A 26,486-nucleotide genomic window follows, 5' to 3' on the forward strand; every position below is an offset into this window, starting at 1 on the left:
AGTAGGGGACAAGCATTCCGAAGGCGGGCGCTCGGTGGTAGTCTGAGCCATCCATTTCCCCCCTTTCCGGCCTGTGTTTGGGCGCCTTGTCGCGTCCACGCCCCGGCCACCGGACGATTATTGCTGATGGATGCTTGGTCCCGTAGTCTCGAGCGCCTCGAAGCGGAGTTCCCGCCGGAAGACGTTCATACCTGGTTGAAGCCGCTGCAGGCCGATCTGCGCGTGGACAGCCTGGTGCTGTATGCACCGAATGCCTTCATCGTCGACCAGGTCCGCGAGCTGTACCTGGCCCGGATCCGCGAACTGCTGGCTCATTTCGCCGGTTTCAGCGACGTTTTTCTTGAAATCGGCTCGCGCCCACGCCCGGTGGAGGCGCAGAACGCGCCGGTTTCCACGCCGTCGGCGCACGTCTCCAGCGAACCGCAGGTACCGTTCGCCGGCAACCTGGACAACCACTACACCTTCGCCAACTTCGTCGAAGGCCGCAGCAACCAGCTGGGCCTGGCCGCTGCCTTCCAGGCGGCGCAGAAGCCGGGCGACCGTGCGCACAACCCGCTGCTGCTGTACGGAGGCACCGGCCTGGGCAAGACTCACCTGATGTTCGCCGCCGGCAACGCCATGCGCCAGGCCAACCCGGGGGCGAAGGTGCTGTACCTGCGTTCGGAGCAGTTCTTCAGCGCGATGATCCGGGCCCTGCAGGAAAAGACCATGGATCAGTTCAAGCGCCAGTTCCAGCAGGTGGACGCGCTGCTGATCGATGACATCCAGTTCTTCGCCGGCAAGGACCGCACCCAGGAAGAGTTCTTCCACACCTTCAACGCGCTGTTCGATGGCAAGCAGCAGATCATCCTGACCTGCGACCGCTATCCGCGCGAAGTCGAAGGCCTGGAAGCGCGTCTGAAGTCGCGGCTTGCCTGGGGCCTGTCGGTCGCGATCGAACCGCCGGACTTCGAGACCCGTGCCGCGATCGTGCTGGCCAAGGCGCGCGAACGCGGTGCCGAGATTCCCGATGACGTTGCGTTCCTGATCGCCAAGAAGATGCGCTCCAACGTGCGCGACCTCGAAGGCGCGCTCAATACCCTGACCGCGCGCGCCAATTTCACCGGCCGCGCGATCACCACCGAATTCGCCCAGGAAACCCTGCGCGACCTGCTGCGTGCCCAGCAGCAGGCGATCAGCATTCCCAACATCCAGAAAACCGTTGCCGACTACTACGGCCTGCAGATCAAGGATCTGCTGTCGAAGCGTCGGACCCGCTCGCTGGCCCGCCCGCGCCAGGTCGCCATGGCCCTGACCAAGGAACTGACCGAGCACAGCCTGCCCGAGATCGGCGATGCCTTTGCCGGTCGCGATCACACCACGGTGCTGCATGCCTGCCGCCAGATCCGGACCCTGATGGAAACCGACGGCAAGCTCCGCGAGGACTGGGACAAGCTGATCCGGAAGCTGAGCGAATGATGCACGGATGCCGATGAGGCGTCATCGCACAAAACGGTGCAGAATCCGGTAGCAAGCGCGGGACACGTTGTGGATAAAAATGGCGTCTGAAATCGCGCCGATTCTATCCACAGCTTTCCCCACCCCCTGGGGGTCGGTAATACAGAGGGTTTCGATGTCTGAAATTCTTTTATTTACAAAGACTTAGCGTTGTTTTCCAGCGATTCTGTCTCTACCAGCACCACCAAGCTTTTGATTTATTCCACATTTTTTAAAGCATAGGGGCACGGAACCACATGCGTTTCACACTGCAGCGCGAAGCCTTTCTCAAGCCGTTGGCACAGGTCGTCAACGTGGTCGAACGCCGCCAGACCCTTCCGGTTCTGGCCAATTTCCTGGTCCAGGTGCAGAACGGCCAGCTGTCGCTGACCGGTACCGACCTGGAAGTGGAGATGGTGTCGCGGATCGCGGTTGAAGATGCGCAGGACGGCGAAACCACCATTCCCGCCCGCAAGCTGTTCGAGATCATCCGCGCCCTGCCCGATGGCAGCCGGATCACCGTCTCGCAGACCGGTGACAAGATCACCGTGCAGGCCGGTCGCAGTCGCTTCACCCTGGCAACCCTGCCCTCCAACGACTTCCCGTCGGTGGACGAAGTGGAAGCCACCGAGCGCGTAGCCATCGGCGAAGCTACCCTGAAGGAGCTGATCGAACGCACCGCGTTCGCGATGGCCCAGCAGGATGTGCGCTACTACCTCAACGGCCTGCTGTTCGATCTGCGCGGTGACGCCCTGCGTACCGTCGCCACGGACGGTCATCGCCTGGCGCTGTGTGAAACCGATCTGGCCAAGCCCAGCGGGTCCAAGCGCCAGATCATCGTGCCGCGCAAGGGCGTGACCGAACTGCAGCGCCTGCTGGAAAGCGGTGATCGCGAGATCGAGCTGGAAGTCGGCCGCAGCCACGTGCGCGTCAAGCGCGACGATGTCACTTTCACCTCGAAGCTGATCGACGGCCGTTTCCCGGATTACGAGGCTGTCATCCCGATCGGGGCCGACCGCGAAGTGAAGGTTGACCGTGAAGCCCTGCGTGCCTCGCTGCAGCGTGCCGCGATCCTGTCCAACGAGAAGTACCGCGGTATCCGCGTGGAAGTCTCGCCGGGCAACCTGAAGATCAGCGCGCACAACCCGGAACAGGAAGAAGCCCAGGAAGAGATCGAAGCCGACACCACGGTCAGCGACCTGGCCATCGGCTTCAACGTGAACTACCTGCTGGATGCCCTCTCGGCGCTGCGCGACGAGGAAGTCATCATCCAGCTGCGCGACTCCAACTCCTCGGCGCTGGTGCGTGAATCCAGCAGCGAGAAGTCGCGTCATGTGGTGATGCCGCTGCGTCTCTGACACCAGCGCTGTTCCACGTGGAACCGAATGACGCCCGGGATTTTCCCGGGCGTTTTTTTTGTTCCACGTGGAGCATGAGTGTTCGTCCTGCTACAGGCGCTGATTCGACGCCTTGGAACGGGGACCTCTGCTGTCCCGTCGTTGGGTTCCAACATTGACGGTGCGAGTGGGCTCTCGGATTGGAGGCAATCAGGATTCCGGCTGCTGGATCGTCATGCTCAGTCGAATGGCCTTCTTGTCCCAGGTGAAGCAGGCCTCGCGATCGTCTGCGAAGCAATGACTCCTGTTTCTGCAGACGCCACTGTCCACAGGGCCCGTTCGAGGCAGATCGGGCTGGGCCTAGCTTCTAAATCTGGGTATAAATCTAAAGCATGGTGGTGATGGTAGGGCCAGATTTCGTGGAAAAACGCCTTATCTGTTTGATTTTAAAAAGGTTTATGAGGATGAAACCCCCTGTATAGAGGGCCTTCGGGCTGGGGGGGAACCTGTGGATAGTTTCGCCGGCACGGTAAAAGGGCTTTTTTATCCACAGATTGCCCATACCTTGTGTATAAGTCATACCGTCCCGCTGTGGATAGCGTGGAACTGTCGGTCTGAATTCGTTGAATTCTGTGGAACCCTCCAGGGTCCTGGACCGCAGAATTGAAGGAATCCGGGTGGTTTGCCGCTGGCATCGCCGTTGAGGCATCCCGCGATTCCCACTGGATGGCCGTGAAACTGCTGAAATCTGTGGGCCTACGTAGTGGTGCCGTGCCCAGATTTGAAGGAATTCGCGCCCTTCCCGATTGCGGCGGGGCCGCAGGCATGAGCCGCACACCACGTGAAACGGGCGAGCAGTGGCCGGCAGCCGTCGCGTTCCGGGGCGGATGGTGCCCGCAACACGACCGGCTTGACCGATGCAGTAAGCTGATGGATTACCCACCCTTCTACCGCCCAGTGCGGATGGTCCTTCGCGCCCCATGCAGATCCGCCGCCTCGCCCTGCACCAACTGCGTCGCTTCAGTGCGGTGGACCTGTTGCCGCAGCCGGGCTTGAACCTGCTGACCGGCGACAACGGTGCGGGCAAGACCAGCGTGCTCGAGGCGCTGCACCTGATGGCTTATGGCCGCAGCTTTCGCGGCCGGGTTCGCGATGGCCTGGTCCGTCAGGGCCAGGAGGCGCTGGAAATCTTCGTTGAATGGGACGAGCAGCGCGCCCATCACCCGCCGCATCGCCGCAAAGCGGGCCTGCGCCACAGTGGCCAGGACTGGAAAGGCCGATTGGACGGAGAGGACGTCGCGCAGCTGGGCAATCTCTGTGCGGCGCTGGCGGTTGTCACCTTCGAGCCGGGCAGTCATGCGCTGGTGAGCGGTGGAGGTGAACCCCGTCGTCGCTTCCTCGATTGGGGCCTGTTCCACGTGGAACCTGATTTCCTCGCTTTGTGGCGCCGCTACTCGCGGGCACTGAAGCAGCGCAATGCGCTGCTCAAACAGGGCGGGCCGTCGCGGATGCTCGATACCTGGGATCACGAGCTGGCCGAGGCGGGAGAACCGCTGACCAGCCGCCGCCAGCACTACCTGGAGAGACTGCAGCAGCGCACGGTGTCGTTGGCAGCCACCCTTGCTCCGCAACTCGGAATCCAGGGGCTGGAACTGAGCCCAGGCTGGCGTCGCCACGAACTTCCTCTGGCCGACGCCCTGCTTCTGGCCCGGGAGCGGGACCGCCAGGCCGGCTACACCTCGGTGGGCCCGCACCGCGCGGACTGGAGCGTGGATTTCCACAGCATTCCCGGTCGCGACGCACTGTCACGTGGCCAGGCCAAGCTGACCGCGCTGGCGTGCCTGCTAGCGCAGGCCGAGGACTATGCGGAACAGCGCGGCGAGTGGCCGGTGATCGCACTCGACGACCTGGCCTCGGAGCTGGACCGCACCCACCAGGCGCGTGTGCTGCAGCGCCTGCTTGATGGCCCGGCGCAGATCTTCATTACCGCCACCGAAACCCCGTCGGCACTGCAGGATCTGGCCGACATCACCCGGTTCCACGTGGAACATGCACAGATCGTGGCTGTGCCATAGTGGTCACACCAGGGCCGCTCGACCCCGGCTGGTATAATTCGGGTTGGAATCCTTTCATTCTCGGCGCATCGCTCCACGCGGTGGCCGACCTGCGGAGCCTACGGCAAGCGCAATGAGCGACGAACAGAACACCCCGGCAAACAACGGCAACTACGACGCCAACAGCATTACCGCCCTGGAAGGCCTGGAGGCTGTCCGCAAGCGTCCCGGCATGTACATCGGTGATGTGCATGATGGCACCGGCCTGCACCACATGGTGTTCGAGGTCGTCGACAACTCGATCGACGAAGCACTGGCTGGCCATGCCGACCACGTGGCAGTGACGATCCACACCGATGGGTCGGTCTCGGTGTCCGATAACGGTCGCGGTATCCCGACCGGCAAGCATGAGCAGATGAGCGCCAAGCTGGGCCGTGAGGTTTCGGCAGCCGAAGTCGTGATGACCGTGCTGCACGCAGGCGGCAAGTTCGACGACAACAGCTACAAGGTGTCCGGCGGCCTGCACGGCGTGGGTGTCAGCGTGGTCAACGCGCTGTCGCAGAAGCTGCTGGTGGATGTGTTCCAGAACGGCTTCCACTACCAGCAGGAATTCAGCAACGGTGCGGCCGCGACCCCACTGGCCAAGCTGGAAACCACCACCAAACGTGGCACCACCGTGCGCTTCTGGCCGTCGACCGTGGCATTCCACGACAACGTGGAATTCCACTACGACATCCTGGCCCGCCGCCTGCGTGAACTGTCGTTCCTCAATTCCGGCGTCAAGATCGTCCTTGCCGATGAGCGTGGCGACGGCCGTCGCGACGACTTCCACTACGAAGGCGGCATCCGCAGCTTCGTGGAGCATCTGGCGCAGCTGAAGACCCCGCTGCACCCGAACGTCATCTCGGTCACCGGCGAGCACAACAACATCGTGGTGGACGTGGCGCTGCAGTGGACCGACTCCTACCAGGAGACGATGTACTGCTTCACCAACAACATCCCGCAGAAGGACGGCGGTACCCACCTCGCCGGCTTCCGTGGTGCGCTGACCCGCGTGCTCAACAACTACATCGAGCAGAACGGCATCGCCAAGCAGGCCAAGATCAACCTGACCGGCGACGACATGCGCGAAGGCATGATCGCGGTGCTGTCGGTGAAGGTGCCGGATCCGAGCTTCTCCAGCCAGACCAAGGAAAAACTGGTCAGCTCCGACGTGCGCCCGGCGGTGGAAAACGCCTTTGGTGCGCGCCTGGAAGAGTTCCTGCAGGAAAACCCGAACGAAGCCAAGGCCATCGCCGGCAAGATCGTCGATGCCGCGCGTGCACGCGAAGCCGCGCGCAAGGCCCGCGACCTGACCCGCCGCAAGGGCGCGCTGGATATTGCCGGCCTGCCGGGCAAGCTGGCCGACTGCCAGGAAAAGGATCCGGCGCTGTCCGAGCTGTTCATCGTCGAGGGTGACTCGGCAGGTGGCTCGGCCAAGCAGGGTCGCAACCGCAAGAACCAGGCGGTGCTGCCGCTGCGCGGCAAGATCCTCAACGTGGAACGCGCGCGCTTCGACCGCATGCTGTCGTCGGACCAGGTCGGTACGCTGATCACCGCGCTGGGCACCGGCATCGGCCGTGACGAGTACAACCCGGACAAGCTGCGCTACCACAAGATCATCATCATGACCGACGCCGACGTCGACGGCGCGCACATCCGCACCCTGCTGCTGACGTTCTTCTACCGTCAGATGCCGGAGCTGATCGAGCGCGGTTATGTCTACATCGGCCTGCCGCCGCTGTACAAGATCAAGCAGGGCAAGCAGGAGCTGTACCTGAAGGACGACCCGGCGCTGGACAGCTACCTGGCCAGCAGCGCAGTGGAAAACGCGGCGCTGGTGCCGGCCGCCGGCGAGCCGGGCATCGAAGGCCTGGCGCTGGAAAAGCTGCTGCTGGCCTACGCCGCTGCACTGGATTCGATCGAACGCAACGCGCACCGCTACGACCGCAACCTGCTCGAGGCGCTGGTCGATTTCGTGCCGATGGACATGGACAGCCTGCGCACTGCCGGCGAAGGCGAAGGCCTGGATGCACTGGCCAAGCGCCTTAACCAGGGCAGCCTGGGCAGCCCGCGCTTCAGCCTGGAACTGCAGGAAGCCAACGACGAGCGCCCGGCCGCCGTGCTGGTGACCCGTCGCCATATGGGCGAGCAGCACATCCAGGTGTTGCCGATGTCGGCCTTCGAAAGCGGTGAACTGCGCGCGATCCACCAGGCCTCCAAGCTGCTGCATGGCCTGATCCGCGAAGGTGCAACCATTTCCCGCGGCGCCAAGTCGATCGAAGTGGACAGCTTTGCCAAGGCGCAGAACTGGCTGCTCGAAGAGGCCAAGCGCGGCCGCCAGATCCAGCGATTCAAGGGTCTGGGTGAAATGAATCCGGAACAGCTGTGGGACACCACCGTGAATCCGGAAACCCGTCGGCTGCTGCAGGTGCGCATCGAAGATGCCGTTGCCGCCGACCAGATCTTCAGCACCCTGATGGGCGATGTGGTTGAACCGCGTCGCGATTTCATCGAGGACAACGCGCTGAAGGTCGCCAACCTGGATATCTGACACAATCGGGACACGGCCGGTGCGCGGGGAGGCGCGCCGGCCTTCGACCCTTGAACGCAGGTACCTGATGTCCGCTTCCGCCCCGGTTTCCGCCCCGCCCCCGATTCCGCCGGCCTCGGCCGCGCCGCGCGCCGGTTCCCCGTTGGCGGGTTTCTTCATCGACCTGGGCATCGCCATCGTCACCCTGTTCAGCCTGAGCCTGATCACCGGGCTGTTCTGGGGGTTCTACCGCGCGATCGTGGTCGGCCGTGCCAATGCGGAGGCCCAGGGTGGCGGGCTGTCGCCCGACGCGATCAGCGCGGCGGTTGGCCAGCCGGGTGCACTGGCGCAGATCCTGATGGCGTTGATCGCCACCGGCGGCGCCGCACTGGTGGTGTACTTCTGGCGGCGTCCGGCCACGCCGGACGAGCGCTCCACTTCCCGCCAGGCGCTGCGGCGGCCCTCGACCTGGGGCTGGACCGTGCTGGTGGCTGCGCTGATCGTGATCGGCAGCAATGGCATCGCCTTCCTGGCCAGGCAGTTCGGCATCGAACCGGTGCCGACCAACGTGGAGCTGATGCAGAACGCGATTGCGCGTTTCCCGTTGTTCCTCGTGCTGTTCGCCGTGGTGCTGGCGCCGGCCTACGAAGAGCTGTTGTTCCGCCGCGTTCTGTTCGGGCGCCTGTGGAAGGCGGGACGTCCCTGGCTCGGCATCATCCTCAGCAGCCTGGCATTTGCCCTCGTGCACGAAGTGCCGGGTCTGAGCAAGAACTCCCTGCTGGGCATGCTCCAGTTGTGGCTGGTGTATGGCGGCATGGGCGCCGCGTTCTGTTGGCTTTACCAGCGTACCGGCACGTTGTGGGCGGCCATCACCGCACATGCATTGAACAACGCCGTTGCGCTTGCCGCGATGGTGTTGCTGGGGTCAACGTAACGCCGTGTCCGCTTGACGAAAGATTAAGCCGGTACGCTACACACTGCGGACATGAACACGGGGGAGCTTCCATGAAACAACTGCTGCTGGCCCTTGTCATCACCACCCTGGTCAGCGCCTGCGCGACCACCACGTCCCCGACCGGGCGCCGGCAGATGGTGGGCGGCGTCTCCCAGGCCCAGCTGGACCAGTTGGGAGCGCAGGCGTTTGCTGAAACCAAGCAGAAGGAAAAGATCAGCACCGACGGCCGCCAGAACGGTTACGTGCAGTGCGTGGTCAACGCGCTGGTCGCGCAGCTGCCGCCTCAATACCGTGGCGTACGGTGGGAGGCCGCGGTGTTCATCGACAAGGAACCCAATGCGTTCGCACTGCCCGGTGGCAAGGTGGGCGTGAACACGGGCATCTTCACCGTGGCGAAGAACCAGGACCAGCTGGCTGCCGTGATCGGCCATGAAATCGGCCACGTCATCGCGCGCCACCACGAAGAGCGCATTACCCGCCAGATGGGCGCGCAGACCGGCCTGGCCGTGCTCGGCGCACTGGCCGGGGCCGCCTACGGTGAGGGCGCGGCCAGCACCGTGAACCAGCTGGGTGGGATGGGCGCCCAGACCGCCTTCCTGCTGCCGGGCTCGCGCACCCAGGAGAGCGAGGCCGACGTGATCGGCCAGCGGCTGATGGCCCAGGCCGGTTTCAACCCGGCGCAGGCGGTCGACCTGTGGCAGAACATGATGGCCGCCAGTGGCGGTCGCAGCCCGCAATGGCTGTCCACCCACCCCGACCCGGCCAACCGGATCCAGGAGCTGCGACGCGATGCACCGGCGCTGACGCCGGTCTACCAGCAGGCGCAGGCGGCTGGACTGCGGCCAAAGTGCGGATGAGTGCGCAGTTCTATGCTGTATTGCAGCACATAAAACGATTTCTCACGCCATCTGTTTCTGATACGTTTGGCGGCTCAGATTTTTCTGACAGTCCGACTTTGCCGCTAACCGGCGGTTCGATCGAGGTGAACGATGATTTTCCGTAACCACAAAGCTGTGCTTTCCGTCCTCGTCGCGACCGCCCTGACCGGCGCCGTGGTCACCGATGCCTTCGCGCAGTCCTCGCGTTCGTCCGAGCGTGGCAACCGTGGCGGCAGCAAGCAGGCCAAGTCCGAGGCGCTGTACCCGAACGCGACCCGCGAGGAGCCGACCGTCAAGGCCTCGGCCAAGATGGGCAGCAAGCTGCAGAAAATGATCGACAGCTACAACAAGGAAAAGTTCCCGGAGACGCGCACGCAGGCTGACGCGATCCTGGCCGACAGTGCCTCGAACGAGTACGACAAGTCGCTGGCCGCGCAGCTGGCCTCGCAGGCCGCCTACCAGACCGACGATACCCCGGCGGCGATCGCCTACCTGAAGCAGGTCCTGCAGTTCAACGGCCTGGACAACAACGGCCACTTCCAGTCGATGCTGATGCTGGGCCAGCTGCAGCTGCAGGAAGACAAGACCGCCGAAGGCCTGGCCACCCTCGACAAGTACTTCGCCGAGAGCAAGTCGACCAAGCCGGAAGAGCTGATCGCCAAGGGCCAGGCGCTGTACCAGCTGGAGCGCTACCAGGAAGCGATCCCGGTGCTGAAGCAGGCCATCGCCGGCGCCACCGAGCCGAAGGACAACTGGAACCAGCTGCTGATGGCGGCCCTGTCCGAAGCCGGCCAGTCCGGTGAGGCGGTCAAGGAGGCCGAAGCACTGGCGGCCAAGAACCCGAACGACAAGAAGACCCAGCTGAACCTGGCCAGCATGTACATGCAGGCCGACCAGATGGACAAGGCGGCTGCGGTGATGGACAAGCTGCGCAGCAGCGGCCAGCTCACCGACGAGCGCGAGTACAAGCAGCTGTACTCGATCTATGCCAACACCGAGCACAAGGAAAAGGACGTCATCGCGGTCATCAACGAAGGGTTGCAGAAGGGCATCCTGAAGCCGGACTACCAGGTCTACCTGGCGCTGGCCCAGTCCTACTACTACTCCGACCAGGTGCCGCAGGCGATCGATGCGTGGCAGAAGGCCGCCCCGCTCTCCAAGGACGGTGAGACCTACCTGAACCTGGCACGCGTCCTGCATGCCGAAGGTCGCATCCCGGAGGCCAAGCAGGCCGCCCAGCAGGCGCTGGCGAAGGGTGTGAAGAACCAGGCTGATGCCAAAAAAATCATCAACCTGAAGTAAGTAGGAATAACGCCTGAATGCCTGCTCAGTTGATGCGCAGGCGCTCAGGATTGGTATAAGCTTGGAGGTTCCTGCGGTGTCATGCACCGCTGATCAGGGATTCCGCCCCCGGCATCCCGGCCCCACTATTGAGCTCTTGGCGCATGACGGAACAACTAGTCGTTCACCGGTACGAACAACCCGATGACAAGGGGCTGAGCTGGCCTCGCATCGTCGGCATCGCGTTTGTAATTGCCCTGCATCTGGCCGCCTTCATGATGCTCCTCATTCCCGCCGTGGCTCCCAAGGCCGTTGCGGAGAAGGAGCGCAACGTCATGGTGACCATCGTCGATGCGCCGCCGCCGCCGCCCCCGCCGCCGCCGCCGCCGCCGCCGACCGATACTCCGCCGCCGCCGGTGAAGAATCTGTCGCCGCCGAAGCCGTCGCCGGTCCCGCCGCCGCCGCAGGCGCCGGTCGTGGACGTGCCGGAACCGCGCCCGAACGACATCGTCACCCCGCCGTCGCCGCCGTCGCCGCCGTCGCCGCCGAGCACGATCGAGGCCAGCGTGGACATCTCGTCGAAGGCCATGAATCCGCCGCGCTATCCGCCGGCAGCCTTCCGCGCCGGTATCCAGGGCGAAGTGATCCTGATCATTGATGTCGATGCCAGCGGCAACGTCACCAATGTCACGGTGGAAAAGTCCAGCCGTAACCGCGACCTGGACCGTGCTGCGATGGAAGCAGCTCGCAAGTGGCGCTTCAACGCCGCTGAATCTGGCGGTAAGAAGGCGGCAGGTCGCGTTCGCGTCCCGGTCAACTTTGCGCTGAACTGATGGGCCGGGTGGCCGCCTGGCCACCCCCCGCCCACGGTTCGATTGTTTAGCTTAGCTACACCCTTTATCACCACACACAACAAAGGTAAGCGTCATGCTGCAGGAACTTTTCATCGCCGCTGCTGCCGGGGGCAATCCGTCCAACGCCCTGTCGCAGATGGGCTTCGAGCACCTGATCCACGAAATGACCACCAAGCCGGGTGATTTCGCGGTTTCCTGGGTCGTGCTGCTGACCCTGATCGTGATGTCGGCCATGTCCTGGTACTGGACCGTCATCAACATCTTCCGTTCGGTCCGTCTGAAGAGCGCCGCTGATCGCGTCGTCAGCCTGTTCTGGGACACCCCGAACGCACAGGACGCCATCCGTGCGATGGAAGAACAGCCGGCATCCGAGCCGTTCTCGAAGATCGCCCTGGACGCTGCCCAGGCAGCTGCCCACCACCAGCGCGCTGAAGGCGGTGCTACCGGCGGCGTCGGTGAGAACCTGAGCCGTTCGGAGTTCGTCGACCGCGCCCTGCGCCAGGCCGTCACCCGCGAAAGCAACAAGCTGCAGTCGGGCATGACCCTGCTGGCGACCGTCGGTGCGACCGCTCCGTTCGTCGGTCTGCTGGGTACCGTGTGGGGCATCTACGGCGCGCTGATCAAGATCGGTGCCACCGGCTCCGCTTCGATCGACGCCGTTGCCGGCCCGGTGGGTGAAGCGCTGATCATGACCGCGATCGGTCTGTTCGTCGCAATCCCGGCCGTGTTCGCCTTCAACTTCTTCAGCAAGGTCAACAGCGCGACCATCAGCAAGTTCGATACCTTCGCGCACGACCTGCACGACTTCTTCGCCACCGGTTCGCGCGTCCGCTAATTGCGACGCGCTGTACCCAGCGAGAACGTAGTCAACACGATCTAGACGGAGCCCGTTATGGCTTTCAGTAGTGGTAACAGCGGCGGCCCCATGGCCGACATCAACGTTACGCCCCTCGTGGACGTGATGCTGGTGCTGCTGATCATCTTCATCATCACGGCGCCCCTGATGTCCCACAAGGTCAAGGTGGATCTGCCGGAAGCCAACCTGATCCAGAAGCCGGAAGACGCTGAAAAGCGTGCCGGCCCGATCACCCTGGCAGTCAAGGAAGACGGCTCGATCTACTGGAACGACGAAGAAATCAACAAGCAGACTCTCGAGTCGCGCTTGGCGACCGCCGCCCAGCAGACCCCGCAGCCGCCGCTGAACCTGCGTGGTGACCGCACCACCAAGATGCGCGTCATCAACGACCTGACCAAGGTCGCGCAGGAGCAGGGCATGCTGGACGTCGGCTTCGTCGCGACCAAAGAAAAGGGGCAATAAGCCATGGCATTCAGTAGTGGTGGTGGCAAGGGCCCCATGGCAGACATCAACGTCACGCCCCTCGTGGACGTGATGCTGGTTCTGCTGATCATCTTCATCGTGACCGCGCCGATCATGACGTACCCGATCGCCGTGGACCTGCCGCAGCGCGTGCTCAACCCACCGCCGCAGCTGGTCGAACCGCCGCCGCCGATCGAACTGAAGATCGACGCCAGCAACCAGGTCTCGTGGAACAACAGCCCGATCAATGCGAGCGAGCTGCAGCAGCGGATGGAGCAGGAGGTCCAGCGTGACCCGACCAACCAGCCGGAACTGCGCATCGACGCCAGCCCGGATTCCGAGTACGACGTGATGGCCAAGGTCCTGGCCGCCGCGAAGAATGCTCAGATGAAGAAGATCGGTTTTGTGCAGCAGTAATCGCTACGCCGCAACACAACAGTCATGACGCGACTGCAGACGCCCCTGGAAACAGGGGCGTCTTTTTTTATCCCTGGCCGCCCGGGCCGCTATGATCGGCGGATGCTCGCCCTCTTCGACTCCCTGCGCCACTGGCTCGACGGCATCGCCCACCTCGGCACCATCCTGGCGGTGGCTTATCTGCTGTACCTGTTCGCCCTGGCGGGCTGGATCATGCTGCAGAAGCGCGAGCCCGTCGCGACGCTGAGCTGGATCCTGTCGCTGGCGTTGCTGCCGTACCTGGGCCTCTTCATCTACTACCTGCTCGGCCCGCAGAAGGTGAAGCGGCAGCGCCTGCGCCGTGGCCGTGCGCGTTCGGGCATGGAGCACTACAGCGACGTCTGCCCACCCGATGCCGACTGCACCGAGCTGGCCAAGATCGCCCAGGCCACCACCGGGCTGGCACCGAGCAGCGCCACCGAAGTGACCTGGCTGGTGGATGGCGCCGCCACCTACGCTGCCCTGCTGGAAGCCGTCGCACAGGCGCGCGACCACGTGCATCTGGAGTACTACATCTTCAACCCGGACCACGCCGGCACCGCGCTGCGCGATGCCCTGGTCGAACGTGCCCGTGCCGGTGTGCAGGTACGCCTGCTGCTGGATGCCGTGGGTTCTTCCGCCCTGCCCCGCCGCTTCCTGCAGCCGCTGCTGGATGCAGGCGGCGAAGCGATCTGGTTCCATCCGCGGCAACTGCTGAAGCCGTTCAAGCGGCCCTGGTTGAACCTGCGCACCCATCGCAAGCTGGTGATCGTGGACGGCCGCCTGGCCTTCACCGGCGGCATCAACATCACCGACGACGAAGACGAGAGCCGCAGGGCCGACGCCTACCGTGACCTGCACATGCGCATCCGCGGCCACGTGGTGCGCAGCCTGCAGCTGGTGTTCGCCGAGGACTGGCTTTACGCCAGTGGCCAGGACCATTCGCGCTTCGATATCGCGCGGCTGTGGCCGGCCGAAATGCCGCTGCGCGCGGACGGCCCGATCAACGCCCAGGTGCTGGTGTCCGGGCCCGACTCGGGATGGGAAACGATCCACCGCCTGCATGTGGCCGCTATCCAGGAGGCGCACGAACGCGTCTGGCTGGTCACGCCCTACTTCGTACCCGGCGAGGCCGCCCGCATGGCGCTGACCTCGGCGGCGCTGGGCGGCCTGGACGTACGCCTGCTGGTGCCGAAGATGAGTGACTCCTGGTTCGTCACCCAGGCCGCGCGCTCCTACTTCGACGAGCTGCTGCATGCCGGCGTGAAGATCTACGAGTACGGCCCGCGCATGCTGCACACCAAGGCCTTCATCGCCGATGACGATGTCTGCATCGTCGGCAGCGCCAACTTCGACCACCGCAGCTTCCGGCTGAACTTCGAGTTGTCGATGATGATCAGCGACCGTGACCGCGTCGCCGCCCTGGCCGAGCTGCTGCAGGGCGAATTCGACCGTGCCACCCGCGTGCGTGACCAGGCCGGCCGCTCGCTGTGGCTGCACCGCCTGCCCGAGGCGTTCGCGCGGCTGGCCTCGCCGCTGCTCTGACGCAGCGCTACACTGCGCCGATCATCCGGGGAGCCCGACTATGTACTGGTTGTACCTGCTGCTGGCGCTGGGCTGTTTCGCCTTTGCGCTGAAGACCCCCAGCGCCGGGCTGATGACCCTGTGCCTGCTGGCTGCCCTCGCCTTCCTGCTGGCCTGGGTACGCGGCCGCTACGTGGCCCGCTTTGGCGACCTGCAGCGCGACCCTGCCACCCTGGTCGATGCCGAGGAACTGCGGCGCCTGCGCGAACAGGCCCGGGCCCGCCGCAACGACGACGGCAACGACCACGATCCGTCCCCTCTTTCCAAGTAGTTCCGTTCCATGACCCAGCTCAGCGTCAACGTCAACAAGATCGCCGTCCTGCGCAACTCGCGTGGCGGCGCCGAACCGGACGTGGTGCGTGCCGCCCAGGCCTGCCTGGATGCCGGCGCGCATGGCATCACCGTGCACCCGCGGCCGGACCGCCGCCATATCACCGCCGAGGACGTGCTGGCCCTGTCCACGCTGACCCGCGCCCGTGGCGTGGAGTTCAACATCGAAGGCAATCCGTTCGCTCCGCCACGCGAGGGTTACCCGGGCTTGCTGCCGCTGTGCGAGCAGACCCGCCCGGCACAGGCCACCCTGGTGCCGGACGGCGACGGCCAGATCACCTCCGACCATGGCTTCGACTTCGAGCGCGACGCCGAGCGCCTGCGCCCGCTGGTCGCCGAACTGAAAGCAATGGGTTGCCGGGTCAGCCTGTTCGTCGACGCCGGCAACCCACTGCTGGAGCAGGCAGCTGAAGTCGGCGCAGACCGCATCGAGCTGTACACCGGCCCCTACGCTGAGGCACACGCCGCCGGCGACGCCGAGGCGATGCTGGCGCTGTTCGCCACTGCCGCACGTCGAGCGCAGGCCGTCGGCCTGGGCGTCAACGCTGGCCACGATCTGTCGCAGGACAACCTGCGCGACTTCCTGGCCCACGTGCCGGATGTGCTGGAGGTGTCGATCGGCCACGCGCTGATCGGCGAAGCGCTGTATGACGGCCTGGATGCCACCGTGCGCGGGTACCTGGCGCTGCTCTGACCCTTACCCAGCAGAGTCGAGCCATGCTCGACTGCCCCGGGACGGATGGGAAATGGAGTCGAGCATGGCTCGACTCTACAAGGGGGCTGAACCCTTCAGGCGGCCGTCGCAGCCGTTGAGACGGTTGCGGCGTACTCTGCGTGCATGGGTATTGCGATCAAGGGCCGAGGTTCCACGTCCCACCTTGCCGGGCGCTTTGAAAGCACCGTGAGCGAGGCGATAGATGATGGCTGGGCGGTCGACGAGAGCGAGGAGTTCCTGGCCCCGCGCCTGCGCACCGAGGTGCGCGCCGAAACTGCACGCAGCATCATCACCCGAAACAACTCGCCGGATGTCGGCTTCAGCCAGTCGGTGAATCCGTATCGGGGCTGCGAGCATGGTATCAATACCCCCTGATTGTTCACTAGATAAATACCTAGAGATCAACAACTTAGGGGAGAATCGGTAAACACATTGCTCTGGCCACAAGCCCCGCGCAGTGCCGGCCAACACGCCCATCCTGGAGGTATTGGCCAACCTTCGTGGTCTGCAAAGAGAGTTAGAGCCCTGCGGCGCGTAGCAGGGCCGACATCGACGTACCCATGCCTTTAGCCACTCGCTCCAAGGTAGCGAGAGTGAGGTTCTTTTCGCCACGTTCGATCTTGCTGTAGTAGGCGCGGTGCATCTCGATGTGGTCAGCAAAGGCTTCTTGGCTGACGCCCAGATCAATACGATGCGCTCGGATCACATCTGCAAGTTTCGCTTGGTTCGTATGCTCGACCATACGAAGCAGCTTGTGGTTCTAGTACTTTAAAGACTACGCCTCTAAAGGTAGTCTACTTATAAGTACTAATCGCCTCTCCCATGAACTTTTACCTCGTATGTCCGGAACTGGAGTTCACTCTTGAGCTTCCCTTTTCTCCCATGGGCAGGGAGCAAGTCGCAATGCAGGTGCGTCGAATGCAAGAAGAGGAAGGGCAAGCAAGAGGCTTTGAGTGCCGCCTGGCAGAAGAGCTCTCAAAGCTCATTCCCCAACTAACGGATTGGGACATCAAGCCGCCTACGGGTGCGCAGATGGCATACGCGACTTCGCTTTGCGCACAGTTGGGCATTCCACTGCCTGCAGCAACGCGTCGATCGCGGGCATTGATGCAGATCTTTTTGGCGGAAGCCAAAGCGCTCCATGGCCAACGCAGCTGACAAAGGCCTTGCCAGCCGAAGCTGTGGATAAGCTTGGGCAAAACCTCTTCGCCAGATGACCGTATGGCCTACAGCTACCTGAATTTCACGGTGTTGCGGCGCCTGTGGTTAGCAATAATACTAACAGCCAACCACCCCAAGTTGTTGTCATGGAACAGGATGCTCGAAAGGCCCAAGTTCCCCTCAAAGGTAGAGGGGCCGCATCGCGTGTCCCAAGCCGTTTCGATACCACTGCAACAGTGGGAGTCGACGATGGCTGGGAATCGGTCTACCAGGAGATGGAAAACGCGCCACGGCTGAGAACTCAGGTGCAGGAAGAGCGAGCGCGCACAGTGATCAGCCACAACTCATCCCCTGACGTTGGGTTTAGCGCGTCGGTAAACCCGTACCGCGGCTGCGAGCATGGGTGCGTTTACTGTTTTGCTCGCCCTTCTCACTCCTATTTGAGCCTCTCACCAGGCTTAGACTTCGAGACGCGCCTGTTTGCAAAGACAAATGCCCCGGAGCGGCTCAGAGCAGAAATTAGCAAGTCGAGCTACAAGTGCGCCCCGATTGCCCTGGGGATAAACACAGACGGCTATCAGCCGGTTGAAAGGAATTACCAGATTACACGCCAATGCCTTGAGGTGCTTGCCGACGCAAAGCATCCGGTGAGCTTTGTCACCAAGAGCGCCTTGATCACCAGGGACACCGAACTGCTGGCGTCGATGGCCAAGGATCGGTTGGTTACGGTCTACTTCTCGGTCACCACGCTCGACAGGAAGCTATCTGCAAAACTGGAACCACGAGCTGCTGCTCCCCACGCAAGGCTGCGAGCAATGCATCAGCTGCATGAGGCAGGAGTACCGGTAGGGGTTTTGATCGCACCGGTCATTCCCATGATCACCGACCATGACCTAGAAGCCATCCTAGAGGCTGCTCACGAACACGGCGCTCGGGCAGCAGGCTACGTGCTTCTCAGGCTACCTAACGAGATTAAGGACATTTGGAGAGAATGGCTCGAGCTGCACTTCCCGGACCGCGCTGCGCATGTGCTTAGCTTGATGCGACAGATGCATGGTGGAAAGGAATATGACGCCAGCTTTGGCACAAGGATGTCCGGAACTGGCCCTGTAGCGGACTTGATCCGGAAGCGCTTTGAAAAGAAGCATCGTGAGCTCGGTTTCACTAGGCTGCCAGCGCTGGCCACTCATCTTTTTCAACCTCCCCAAGAAAAGTCGCCACAGGGGCAACTTTTCTAGCCGAAGGGAAAACGTGGCTAGCATCAGTACAAAGCTATGGATGCAGTCCGAGCGGCGCCTACAGGGATAGGGCGTCCTGGGTTTCTGAGTACTGATACCATCTCCCCGAAAAGGAAATAGCATCTCCTCCTCAGCGAGCTTAGACGGCTCTCCAAACATATTTGGTTATCCCGCTTCCTCATGAAAAGGACCAGCGTATGCCCAAGCAAGTGAGAGGTTTATCAGTCTACCGAAGCACGATTGAGCGGCTGCCACAGTTTCGTCTTCTTAGCGGTCCAATCACAGAACACCAAGCGGCGATGCTGGGATTCGACAGCCTTCCACTCGCAGGCGCTTCCATTGTGCCAAGCGCCGAAGGACCCGCGACGTTATTCAATGCCCGAGGCAAAGAGGTCATCCGAAAGGACCTTCCGATGGTCACCAAGTCTCGATCAATCAATACCTCGTGGAAGGACTGGCACGGACGCACTCACCACGGTACCCAGACAAGATCCTATGAGACCTATCCCAGGGAATACGTTGCACCACCTGGTGAATTCCTCACTGCTGTAGATACAGACAGTGGTATCGCAATGGCTACTAGGATCATTGACCGGACGGAGCCAGAAGAGAGTATTGCAAACCTCCTCAACATCTACCTGGAATGCTTCCAACACTTCGAAATCGTTGACCCGGACCTTGCGGTGCCGGTGAGGGTCGAGAAGATCAACTGGCGCATTCTCCCGCCGGGGAAGTTCCCGTTCGATAGAGCAATGCAGGTATTGGATAGCTATCTGAAGCAGTTGACCGACAGCGACCGCGCAGTCGCTAAGCAGCGCATCCGGACCATCACTCGTCACGAGCCCGACTTCATGGCAGTCGGACTAGGCGGTTTCAGTGAGTACATCGTCTTTGGGTTCACGCGAAGGAATCGGTACGTGTTCGAGAGTCCCGAGTCAGGCAATGCCACTTACATCTTCAGGAACGAGTGGGAGGCGGTGTCTCAGCTCACCAAACGCCAGATCCTTCAAGAGCAGCTGCAGGAGACCAGGATCATCCACACCTCGCGTTGGGCCGTAGAGGTCTCAGAAGAAATCCAACGGAAGTGAAGTGGTTGGGCAAAGTTTCAGAAGGGCGTAGCCCGAACCGGTACCATGTGACCCACGCCATGGATAGGTACCTACCGATGCGTTTACTCAGGCTTAGAAGCTTAGATAGGAACTCCCAATGAAGCCAACCATCCTGGCACTGGACCTCGAAGGTACGCTCATCTCCAACGCAATCAGTCAGATTCCTCGCCCTGGGCTTCACCGGTTCCTAGAGGATGTCCGATCGCAGTTCGAGGAACTTGTACTGTTCACTACGGTTCCCGAGGCACTTGCAAGAAGAATTGCCGGACTCTTGGCTAGGGAAGGCAGTGTTCCGGCATGGTTTGTCGAACTTCGATACATCCATTGGTCTGGAAGGACAAAGGATCTTTCCTATGTCTCCCCCCGCGTGGGTGAAGCCCTTCTCTTGGATGACCATGGCCCATATGTGCATGATGGGCAGGAGAGACTGTGGGTCGAGATCCCGATGTTCGGCTCTCCGTACTCGCCAGACGATGACGGGTTGCAGAACGCAGCTGAACGCCTGACCGATCGCATCATGGAACTGCAGAGTGCATCCAACCAGGGCCACATGATCGCCGGTCATGGCTGAGCAGCGCGTTGTCTCGATGGCTCATTGAAAGAGCGCGCATGCAGCGGCCGTCCTCTCTCACATTCGGCACAGTTAGGGATCATCACGCGGGTAGCACTCGAGAAATTCTCTGATAGCGTCGCCCCGGAGAACCCGGAGAACCCGGAGAACCCGGAGAACCCGGAGAACCCGGAGAACCCGGAGACGGCCACCCAAAGGTCGCCAGCAATCAGAAGTGGTGCAGTGCCGTTGCGGCAACCCTACTTTTTCCGGCAGCAATTGAATTGGTAGCTCCAGGCGCACCCACCGCCCAGCCAACACGCTTCCCTAAAGGACGCGCAGTAGCAACCGCGGCGTCTCCCAATTGGTGATGTCAACTCACTGCCAGCCTTGGGTAGCCATTGACCGCGCGCTATCGATTGCCGCGCCAGGCGGACACGCACGTTGGTACTGAAGGGGCAAATCTAGCCTGGGCAACGAGCGAACCCACCTCTCTATTGCGCACTTCACCCGTACCAGCGAGCGGGCCTTCCTTCACACCGAACGTACCAGTAGGGTCACGATCACGCGTAAATCAATGAATCAATGGAAGTAAAAAGAAGGCATGATTCTCATTTCAGTTGTTAAAGTACCGTAAGGCTCACGGCAAAAAAAACTTCTCGTATACCTGATAGCTTTCGGCGCCATGGCCTATGACGTCGAAATATGCACCGCACGTGCGATCGCTCCGGAAGCGACAGAAATCGCGGGTACGCGAGGCGTACCCTTACCCGAGGGATTCTGCTTTTTGGTCAGCAGGGCTGATGGAACGATCGTTCAGCCCGCATTTGAATTCTTAGCAGATGCCCATCTAACGATCGGTCCAAAGCCAAAGCTTGCCTGCAGCAAGAACACGACAGCAGCTATCGCGGCGGACCTCACCGACTTCCATCACTTTCTTGACGCAAGAAAAAAGCTCGTTTCCGACGTAGATGAGGATCTCCTCAGATCCTATGCGGACACCTTGACTGACCTAGACTCAGCGGTGACCCTGGACAAGCTCGCCGCCGCGACTATTCATCGAAGATGGTCGACCCTGACCAAGCTGATCGCATTCTGCGTAAAGCGGGGATACCTGAGAAAGGCACCAGCGCTGCTGAGCAAGCAGACGAAGCGAGGAACTGTTCAAGTTCTCGACGTTGGCGTCGATCTTCCCGGGCTGAACGACGCTGACGAACTCATCACTGCGCTCCATCCCGAGACCGTCGTCGGTATTCTTGACGAACTAGGTCCCAACCCTTTGCTCGAACGGAACGGTCTCGTTGAACTAGCATTCGCTACCACCGCACAGCGACTGATGGCTGAGCTTTGCTATCAAGCAGGACTGAGGCGGGCGGAAGTATGCGATCTGAAAGCGCAGACCGTCCTTGAGACTCATACGAGAGGGCGCGATCCTTTCAGTGCAGTGGCTATCCCCGTCGTCGGGAAAGGTAACAAGAAGCGCAACGTTCCCGTTCCAGTTTGGCTACTCGAGGCGCTGAAGCGTTATGCAAAAGGTGTTCGGCAGCGCCTCATTGACCTCCGACTGGGGTACCACAAGCTCGAGGATCACGGCGTCCTCTTCGTCCTCAACGCAAACAACCGCAAGCATGCGGGCAATCCGATAACCCCGCAGATCTTCGACCGGCATTTCGCCCAGGCCAAGGACAGGCTGCTCAAACGGCTTTCCAAAGAGCTTGACCTGGCTCGCTACGAATCCACGCAGCGCGAGCGGATAACCATTCACGCCCTTCGACACACCTTCGCCTTGTACACGTACATGGAGAAGCGCGCAAACGGTGACATGGATGCGATCAAGTATGTCCAGTCAGTACTGGGACACAGTCTCAGGGATACGACCGAGTCCATCTACCTGCGAAGCGCGAACGCATTCGAGAGCGAAACCAGGGAATCGATCAGGCTGCACCTTGAAGGTCAACCCTTTATGCGAATCGGCGTCGAGGCCTGACGAGCTGGAGCGCGCACGGCTCCGCGGCCAAGGCATACGCACTAATCCTCGCATGTGACCGACTCACCTATCAAATCAGATTGAACACGGATTGGAGCGTTACGTGGCAGGAAGAAGGTCCGCCCAACTGCGGCACGCCGTAGTAGTTGAGGAAAAGGTAGGCAACACAAAGAAATGGGATGTCCGCGAGAGCGCGGGTCGCCTAGAAGTCGCGTTCAGGCGCGCCGGAGACCTGCGCGACAACATCGTCAATCTCAGCCGTTGGAAGGGCATAGGTGCAGCGGCACCGCTCTTCGCCGAGGCGTTCTGTCGAGCTAACAAGAACAGCAGGGAGACGACTAGATCCTCTTCAGCTAACAACATCGTGAGTGGCCTGGTGCAGTACCTAACCGTAAAAGGGGTAAAGATAAGCGGCCCAGACGACACTCCGATGGATCTCGGCGAATCATTTCTAACGTATCTGAAAGGTGGGGATACCACGCACCCGACAGTTCTCTCGGTGCAGACCCAGCGCCACTATTACGGGACCTTCAAGAAGGTCGTTCTTGCACTGCACGAGATGGATCCACGGTGGAAGGTGATCCGTATTCCGCCAAAGCCGTTCGCAGGACTGCCACGGAAGAGCAAGCCCAAAGAGCTGGACCGTGCGGCTTGGGCCAACGTCATGAAGGCGGCTGTCGAGGAATGCATATCGACAATGGACGAAGTGTGGCCGCTTCTAGATAGGGTTCACAGTGCCCTCGCTCAGAAGAAAAAGGGCGACGCTGTATCGCTAAGCGACCCGGCAGAGGCAATTGCTCAAATCTTGGCAAACTTTGACGGTCATCTTCCTCGCCAAGCCGCGGTTCACAAGCTCCCAGGCGTAGGAAAGATCAGCGAAAGCGAGTACTTCCGTCTGAGGAGACTAGCGCACCCCATCGGCGGCGATCTGATCCCATTCTTTCTCGTACTAGCCATGCACTCGGGCTTCAACGAGCAGCCACTTAGAACACTCACCCTAGATGGCATATCGGAGCACTACCCGCTTGGACAAAAGCGAACGGTGATCAAGTCCTCTAAGCGCAGGGCAGGAACTTCCGCTCAGGGCGCGACACAGCGAGCAGCCTTCCCCGCTAGCGATCACCCGCTAGCGCCGGAAAGATTGATCAGTTTCGTGATTGCTTGGACCAAACGAATTAGAGACTACGCTGCTGGTGAGCTTGCCAATGACTTCTTCCTCCACGCCGTTTCCGAAGGCGGGCGGCACAAGCGCCGAGGAATGCACATCGATTCCTACTCAGCCAGAACCGACGACGTGACCACGCGGGTGACCGGTTACATCACATTGTTCTGCAAACGAAGGGGGCTTAAGTACTCTGGCTCCCAAGCAAACAGGCTTGCGTTCTCCGAAGCGGTTGATGGGCTGACCGACGGCGACGCCTTCGAGCTCCGAGCAATGCTAGGCCATCGGCTATTGTCAACTGGCCAAGACAGTTACCAGACAACCACGATGCAGCGTCGGCAGAAGGAACAGCTGGCAGGAGCCCTGACGGCACAGGAGCGTTGGGTGACTTCAAACGGAAAGATTGACACGCGATCCGCGCGGAGTGACCGCGATCAAACGGCAGCAACGCAGGGCTTCTGCTGTGCAGATCCATTCCAAAGTCCTCAACCCGGGCAGCGCCATGGGAAGCTCTGCACCGCCTATGGTGCTTGCCCTGCGTGCCCACTCGCTGCGGCTGACCCAAACGAGGCCTATGCCCTCGCCCGCTTTCTTCAACTGCAGGAGCTATACGAAGAAGCCAGGGCAGACCTTGGCAGCGAGATCTGGAGGCGAAAGTTCGAGAACGCCTACCTTGCTCTCCGCGATTCATGGATTCCGGCAGTGAGCACAGCTGCGAATCAACAATCAGCGGCGATGATCATGCTGACGACCCTGCCCGGACTTGAATAGCTAGGGCGCTAACGCCACTAGCGCGTCCACTCTAGAGAGAAAGCCATGCCCGCACTAAGAAATTTCGAAAAAGCACAGGCAGAGACTCTGCATCCTTCATTCCAAGTGGACTATGACAGTGATATCTGGACCTTCGCCCAGACCACAGTCGGCCAACAGAAGGAGTTTGTCACAGTTGACTGGGCAATCCCGCTGGCGCGTGGAGAATTGCTCACAGACCACAAACACAGAGCACTCCTCGCCGAGCTGAAGTGCTACCTCAAGACCGCCATCATCGAGGACACGGTGCGCATGACGGTTGGGTCTATCCCTGCCACCTACATGGGCTTGAGGGAGCTGGTCAAGTTCATGGGGCAGCGGAAAATCCACTCCCTCTTTGACATTTCGACAGCGGTAAGCTGGGAATATATCGAAGGTCTCGAAGAGCAGTACATGACCGCTGGAGATGACACCGGTCGAGACAGGGCGTGGACGCATGCGACCGCCTACAAACTCATCCACCCACTTACACAGATCTACGAGATCGCGGACAGATTGCGCGCTAGAGGCGGACAAGCACCGTCCGAAGCGCCGTTTGACGGACGAAGGACCTATGACGTCGTGACAGAGCCGCTTGGGCTTGCTCGAACGGGTGGATTGATGCCTGTCCCGGACGAGATCTCCGTACCAATCCTTTCTTACGCATGTGAGTGGATTGACCACGGCTCTGAGGATGTGATCAGACTTCAGGCTGAGGTCATCCCTATGCTCATCGACGCACGGAGTGCCACGGGCGCGAGACGAATTGCCTGTCTTCGTCAGATCAAACGGCACATCGAGGAATTCCAGATGAGTCCGATCCCAGGGACACTAATTTCCTGGCATGAGCCATTGACCGCCATAGATCGGATTGATGACGCTGGAGACGAGCGCGGGATTAGCGGAACTCAAAGCCTGAGACGCCTAATACTGATGACTCAGAGCGCATGCAGTATCTTGCTCCAGGGATGCACTGGAATTCGAGCTCATGAGCTGATTGGCCTCTCCCTGGACCACGATCCGACGCTACAGCACGGCGTGGTCAAGTCAGTGACATCGCTAGACGGACTGATGGAAGTTTTCTCCATTTGTGGCATTTCCGCCAAAAGGGAAGCGACGCGGCATGAGTGGACTGCCGGGCTGCGCCCGTTGGGCACAAATCACCTGCCGATCGTAATAAAATCCATCGAAGTACTGGTGCGGCTAATGGAGCCTTGGCGAGCTCTATCGGGTAGTAAGTCACTGATGCTTAGCTTCTCCCACGCCAAGTCCCTTCCGTCGGGTCCCGATGGAATCGGCCGAATGACAGCCTCCAGAAATTCTCTGCTGCAGCGTGAGTTCGCCGTCGAAGCCCTCACGAAGAAGCGTGGCATCGAAACGACGCAAGCTATCTACGAGGTGAGATCCCTTCGCCCGCAGCGATGGAGGATCACCTTTGCGCACTATGTCTTCCGATCCAAGCCGGAACTAATGCCAGCGCTACGGACGCACTTCCGTCACATGAGCGAGCAGATTACGGATCAGGGGTACATTGGAAACGATGCGGCCCTGCTCGAGAACTTGGAAGGAGAGAGAGTCATGGAGACCTCTCGGTTCCTCGTTCAAATCACGCTTGGCAAGCCAATCGGAGGTGGACCGGCGCAGCGGCTTCTCATGCAGCATGCCGAATCAATGACCGAGGCACTGTCCGAGATGGACGGAGAGACGCTGATCGATAAGGCCGTGGCATACGTGAAGCTCACCGACCTGCGGATATGGACAGGGACTTACGCGAGTTGCCTGATTGATATGTTGCCTGACCGTTCCAGTTGCAACCCACAAGCAAGCCTCCTCACTGTTCGCGCCTCGCCGAACTTCGGCCTACGGTCGCCCGGGCTGTGCGCGGGGTGCAAGTGTTGCATCATCCTGCCAGAGCATAAGGACTTCTGGGAGGATCGCCTCCTGAAAAATCAGGCCATTGTCCAGGCAGAGCGGACCAACTCTAGGAATCAGCCTTCCAAGATTGCTAAGAGTCGTGTTGTTCAGAGTCGAACAGTCCTGAGGATGATATCCAACGCTACCGGGGACGCTTCCGATCGTTCCGGCGAAAGTTGACGACATTGGCTCCATCGTCTCTGTTGGTACTTCTTTTCTGAAGCCGGGACACTGCTAGTTGGAGAGATGCGTTGTGGATGTTGGTCTTGTAAAGCAGAGCCTTTAACCTTGCATTCTCAGCCTTAATCTTAGTGAGCTCTTCAGCCACCGAGCCTCGCTTCTCCTCTTCAGCCAGCTCCTGAATTTTAAGCCAGACGTGCCCAAGTCGAGCGTGCCTTGATCCAAAGCTCCCTCTATTTACCCCTGCTTCGGCAGCGACCGAGGTAGGCGTGATGATCCGATGACCTGCGGCCATCTTTGCTTTCAGCAGTTCATTGGTCGGGCGTCGCTTCACCAGGCGGTCAAGAGCCGCCAAAGCCCTGTCCTCTACTGAGTTGGGTCTGCTCATTTTGCCGTCCGCTGATGTCTCATTAGTAGGCAGATAGCGTACGCCACCTTCGCCGCCCAATCATCTATGTGGACAAGGAGGACCCTGGAATTAATCCTGATGCACTCGCTGCCCGGCGAGATCGACATGCTTCAGACCCAGATGTTCAGCAACGACTTTGGTACAGGGTCTACCGTGACCATCGCAATGACGAAGCGCCGCAAACCATCGTGCTTGATA

The 26,486-nt window shown here is 61.1% G+C and carries 23 protein-coding genes and 1 pseudogene; 22 read left to right on the forward strand and 2 right to left on the reverse strand.

The window, feature by feature from the left end:
* Window positions 1–126: 126 nt before the first annotated feature.
* The 15 genes and pseudogenes from dnaA to VN11_RS00075 all read left to right on the forward strand — a co-directional run.
* Window positions 127–1,458, forward strand: a complete 1,332-nt coding sequence (dnaA, locus tag VN11_RS00005) for a chromosomal replication initiator protein DnaA (protein WP_005411730.1) — start codon at window positions 127–129, stop codon at window positions 1,456–1,458.
* A 275-nt stretch (window positions 1,459–1,733) separates the two neighbouring features.
* Window positions 1,734–2,834 (forward strand): DNA polymerase III subunit beta, encoded by a 1,101-nt coding sequence (gene dnaN / locus VN11_RS00010; protein WP_005411731.1) that lies wholly within the window; start codon window positions 1,734–1,736, stop codon window positions 2,832–2,834.
* 959 nt (window positions 2,835–3,793) lie between these two features.
* On the forward strand, window positions 3,794–4,888 hold the full coding sequence (gene recF, locus VN11_RS00015; RefSeq protein ID WP_053448354.1) for a DNA replication/repair protein RecF: 1,095 nt from the start codon (window positions 3,794–3,796) through the stop codon (window positions 4,886–4,888).
* 112 nt (window positions 4,889–5,000) lie between these two features.
* The gene (gene gyrB, locus VN11_RS00020; RefSeq protein WP_053448355.1) at window positions 5,001–7,460 is read left to right on the forward strand and encodes a DNA topoisomerase (ATP-hydrolyzing) subunit B; all 2,460 of its coding nucleotides are present in this window, start codon (window positions 5,001–5,003) and stop codon (window positions 7,458–7,460) included.
* Between the two features lie 67 nt (window positions 7,461–7,527).
* The gene (locus tag VN11_RS00025; protein WP_053448356.1) at window positions 7,528–8,373 is read left to right on the forward strand and encodes a CPBP family intramembrane glutamic endopeptidase; all 846 of its coding nucleotides are present in this window, start codon (window positions 7,528–7,530) and stop codon (window positions 8,371–8,373) included.
* Between the two features lie 71 nt (window positions 8,374–8,444).
* Window positions 8,445–9,251 (forward strand): M48 family metallopeptidase, encoded by an 807-nt coding sequence (locus VN11_RS00030; protein WP_053448357.1) that lies wholly within the window; start codon window positions 8,445–8,447, stop codon window positions 9,249–9,251.
* Window positions 9,252–9,383: 132 nt separating this feature from the next.
* A complete protein-coding gene (locus VN11_RS00035) occupies window positions 9,384–10,574 on the forward strand; it encodes a tetratricopeptide repeat protein (protein WP_053448358.1) in 1,191 nt (396 codons plus the stop codon).
* A gap of 143 nt (window positions 10,575–10,717) precedes the next feature.
* Window positions 10,718–11,386, forward strand: coding sequence for an energy transducer TonB (locus VN11_RS00040; RefSeq protein WP_053448359.1), 669 nt, complete (start codon window positions 10,718–10,720; stop codon window positions 11,384–11,386).
* A 94-nt stretch (window positions 11,387–11,480) separates the two neighbouring features.
* On the forward strand, window positions 11,481–12,242 hold the full coding sequence (gene exbB, locus VN11_RS00045) for a TonB-system energizer ExbB (protein ID WP_008265438.1): 762 nt from the start codon (window positions 11,481–11,483) through the stop codon (window positions 12,240–12,242).
* Between the two features lie 57 nt (window positions 12,243–12,299).
* Window positions 12,300–12,725, forward strand: a complete 426-nt coding sequence (locus VN11_RS00050) for an ExbD/TolR family protein (RefSeq protein WP_040006786.1) — start codon at window positions 12,300–12,302, stop codon at window positions 12,723–12,725.
* A 3-nt stretch (window positions 12,726–12,728) separates the two neighbouring features.
* On the forward strand, window positions 12,729–13,142 hold the full coding sequence (locus tag VN11_RS00055; RefSeq protein WP_004132666.1) for an ExbD/TolR family protein: 414 nt from the start codon (window positions 12,729–12,731) through the stop codon (window positions 13,140–13,142).
* 102 nt (window positions 13,143–13,244) lie between these two features.
* On the forward strand, window positions 13,245–14,705 hold the full coding sequence (gene cls, locus VN11_RS00060; protein ID WP_053448360.1) for a cardiolipin synthase: 1,461 nt from the start codon (window positions 13,245–13,247) through the stop codon (window positions 14,703–14,705).
* Between the two features lie 40 nt (window positions 14,706–14,745).
* Complete coding sequence (locus tag VN11_RS00065; protein ID WP_053448361.1) at window positions 14,746–15,015, forward strand: hypothetical protein; 270 nt, start codon at window positions 14,746–14,748, stop codon at window positions 15,013–15,015.
* A gap of 9 nt (window positions 15,016–15,024) precedes the next feature.
* Window positions 15,025–15,768, forward strand: coding sequence for a pyridoxine 5'-phosphate synthase (locus VN11_RS00070; RefSeq protein WP_053448362.1), 744 nt, complete (start codon window positions 15,025–15,027; stop codon window positions 15,766–15,768).
* A gap of 144 nt (window positions 15,769–15,912) precedes the next feature.
* Window positions 15,913–16,149, forward strand: a pseudogene (locus VN11_RS00075) (PA0069 family radical SAM protein); the annotation flags it as partial.
* 157 nt (window positions 16,150–16,306) lie between these two features.
* On the opposite strand, the gene VN11_RS00080 reads toward VN11_RS00075, so the two are convergent.
* Window positions 16,307–16,531 carry a helix-turn-helix domain-containing protein gene (locus tag VN11_RS00080; RefSeq protein ID WP_049452997.1) on the reverse strand — a complete coding sequence of 75 codons (225 nt, stop codon included), beginning with the start codon at window positions 16,529–16,531 and terminating at the stop codon, window positions 16,307–16,309.
* Window positions 16,532–16,611: 80 nt separating this feature from the next.
* Here VN11_RS00080 and VN11_RS22060 point away from each other — a divergent pair, with 80 nt between their 5' ends.
* From VN11_RS22060 to VN11_RS00110, 7 genes are all read left to right on the forward strand, one after another.
* Window positions 16,612–16,947 (forward strand): hypothetical protein, encoded by a 336-nt coding sequence (locus VN11_RS22060; RefSeq protein WP_049452996.1) that lies wholly within the window; start codon window positions 16,612–16,614, stop codon window positions 16,945–16,947.
* 149 nt (window positions 16,948–17,096) lie between these two features.
* Window positions 17,097–18,188 carry a PA0069 family radical SAM protein gene (locus tag VN11_RS00085; protein ID WP_049452994.1) on the forward strand — a complete coding sequence of 364 codons (1,092 nt, stop codon included), beginning with the start codon at window positions 17,097–17,099 and terminating at the stop codon, window positions 18,186–18,188.
* 413 nt (window positions 18,189–18,601) lie between these two features.
* On the forward strand, window positions 18,602–19,276 hold the full coding sequence (locus VN11_RS00090) for a hypothetical protein (protein ID WP_229653729.1): 675 nt from the start codon (window positions 18,602–18,604) through the stop codon (window positions 19,274–19,276).
* 118 nt (window positions 19,277–19,394) lie between these two features.
* Window positions 19,395–19,868, forward strand: coding sequence for an NIF family HAD-type phosphatase (locus VN11_RS00095; RefSeq protein ID WP_049452990.1), 474 nt, complete (start codon window positions 19,395–19,397; stop codon window positions 19,866–19,868).
* A 664-nt stretch (window positions 19,869–20,532) separates the two neighbouring features.
* Window positions 20,533–21,834 carry a tyrosine-type recombinase/integrase gene (locus VN11_RS00100; RefSeq protein ID WP_049453416.1) on the forward strand — a complete coding sequence of 434 codons (1,302 nt, stop codon included), beginning with the start codon at window positions 20,533–20,535 and terminating at the stop codon, window positions 21,832–21,834.
* A gap of 91 nt (window positions 21,835–21,925) precedes the next feature.
* A complete protein-coding gene (locus tag VN11_RS00105) occupies window positions 21,926–23,767 on the forward strand; it encodes a hypothetical protein (protein WP_199801528.1) in 1,842 nt (613 codons plus the stop codon).
* Between the two features lie 45 nt (window positions 23,768–23,812).
* Window positions 23,813–25,879 (forward strand): hypothetical protein, encoded by a 2,067-nt coding sequence (locus VN11_RS00110; RefSeq protein WP_049453419.1) that lies wholly within the window; start codon window positions 23,813–23,815, stop codon window positions 25,877–25,879.
* Here the strand turns inward: VN11_RS00110 and VN11_RS22065 are convergent.
* Entirely contained in the window at window positions 25,842–26,267 is a 426-nt protein-coding gene (locus VN11_RS22065) for a hypothetical protein (RefSeq protein ID WP_136191726.1), read from the reverse strand. The genes VN11_RS00110 and VN11_RS22065 overlap by 38 nt on opposite strands.
* Between the last annotated feature and the right edge of the window lie 219 nt (window positions 26,268–26,486).

It is taken from the genome of Stenotrophomonas maltophilia (assembly GCF_001274595.1).
Lineage (GTDB): Bacteria > Pseudomonadota > Gammaproteobacteria > Xanthomonadales > Xanthomonadaceae > Stenotrophomonas > Stenotrophomonas forensis.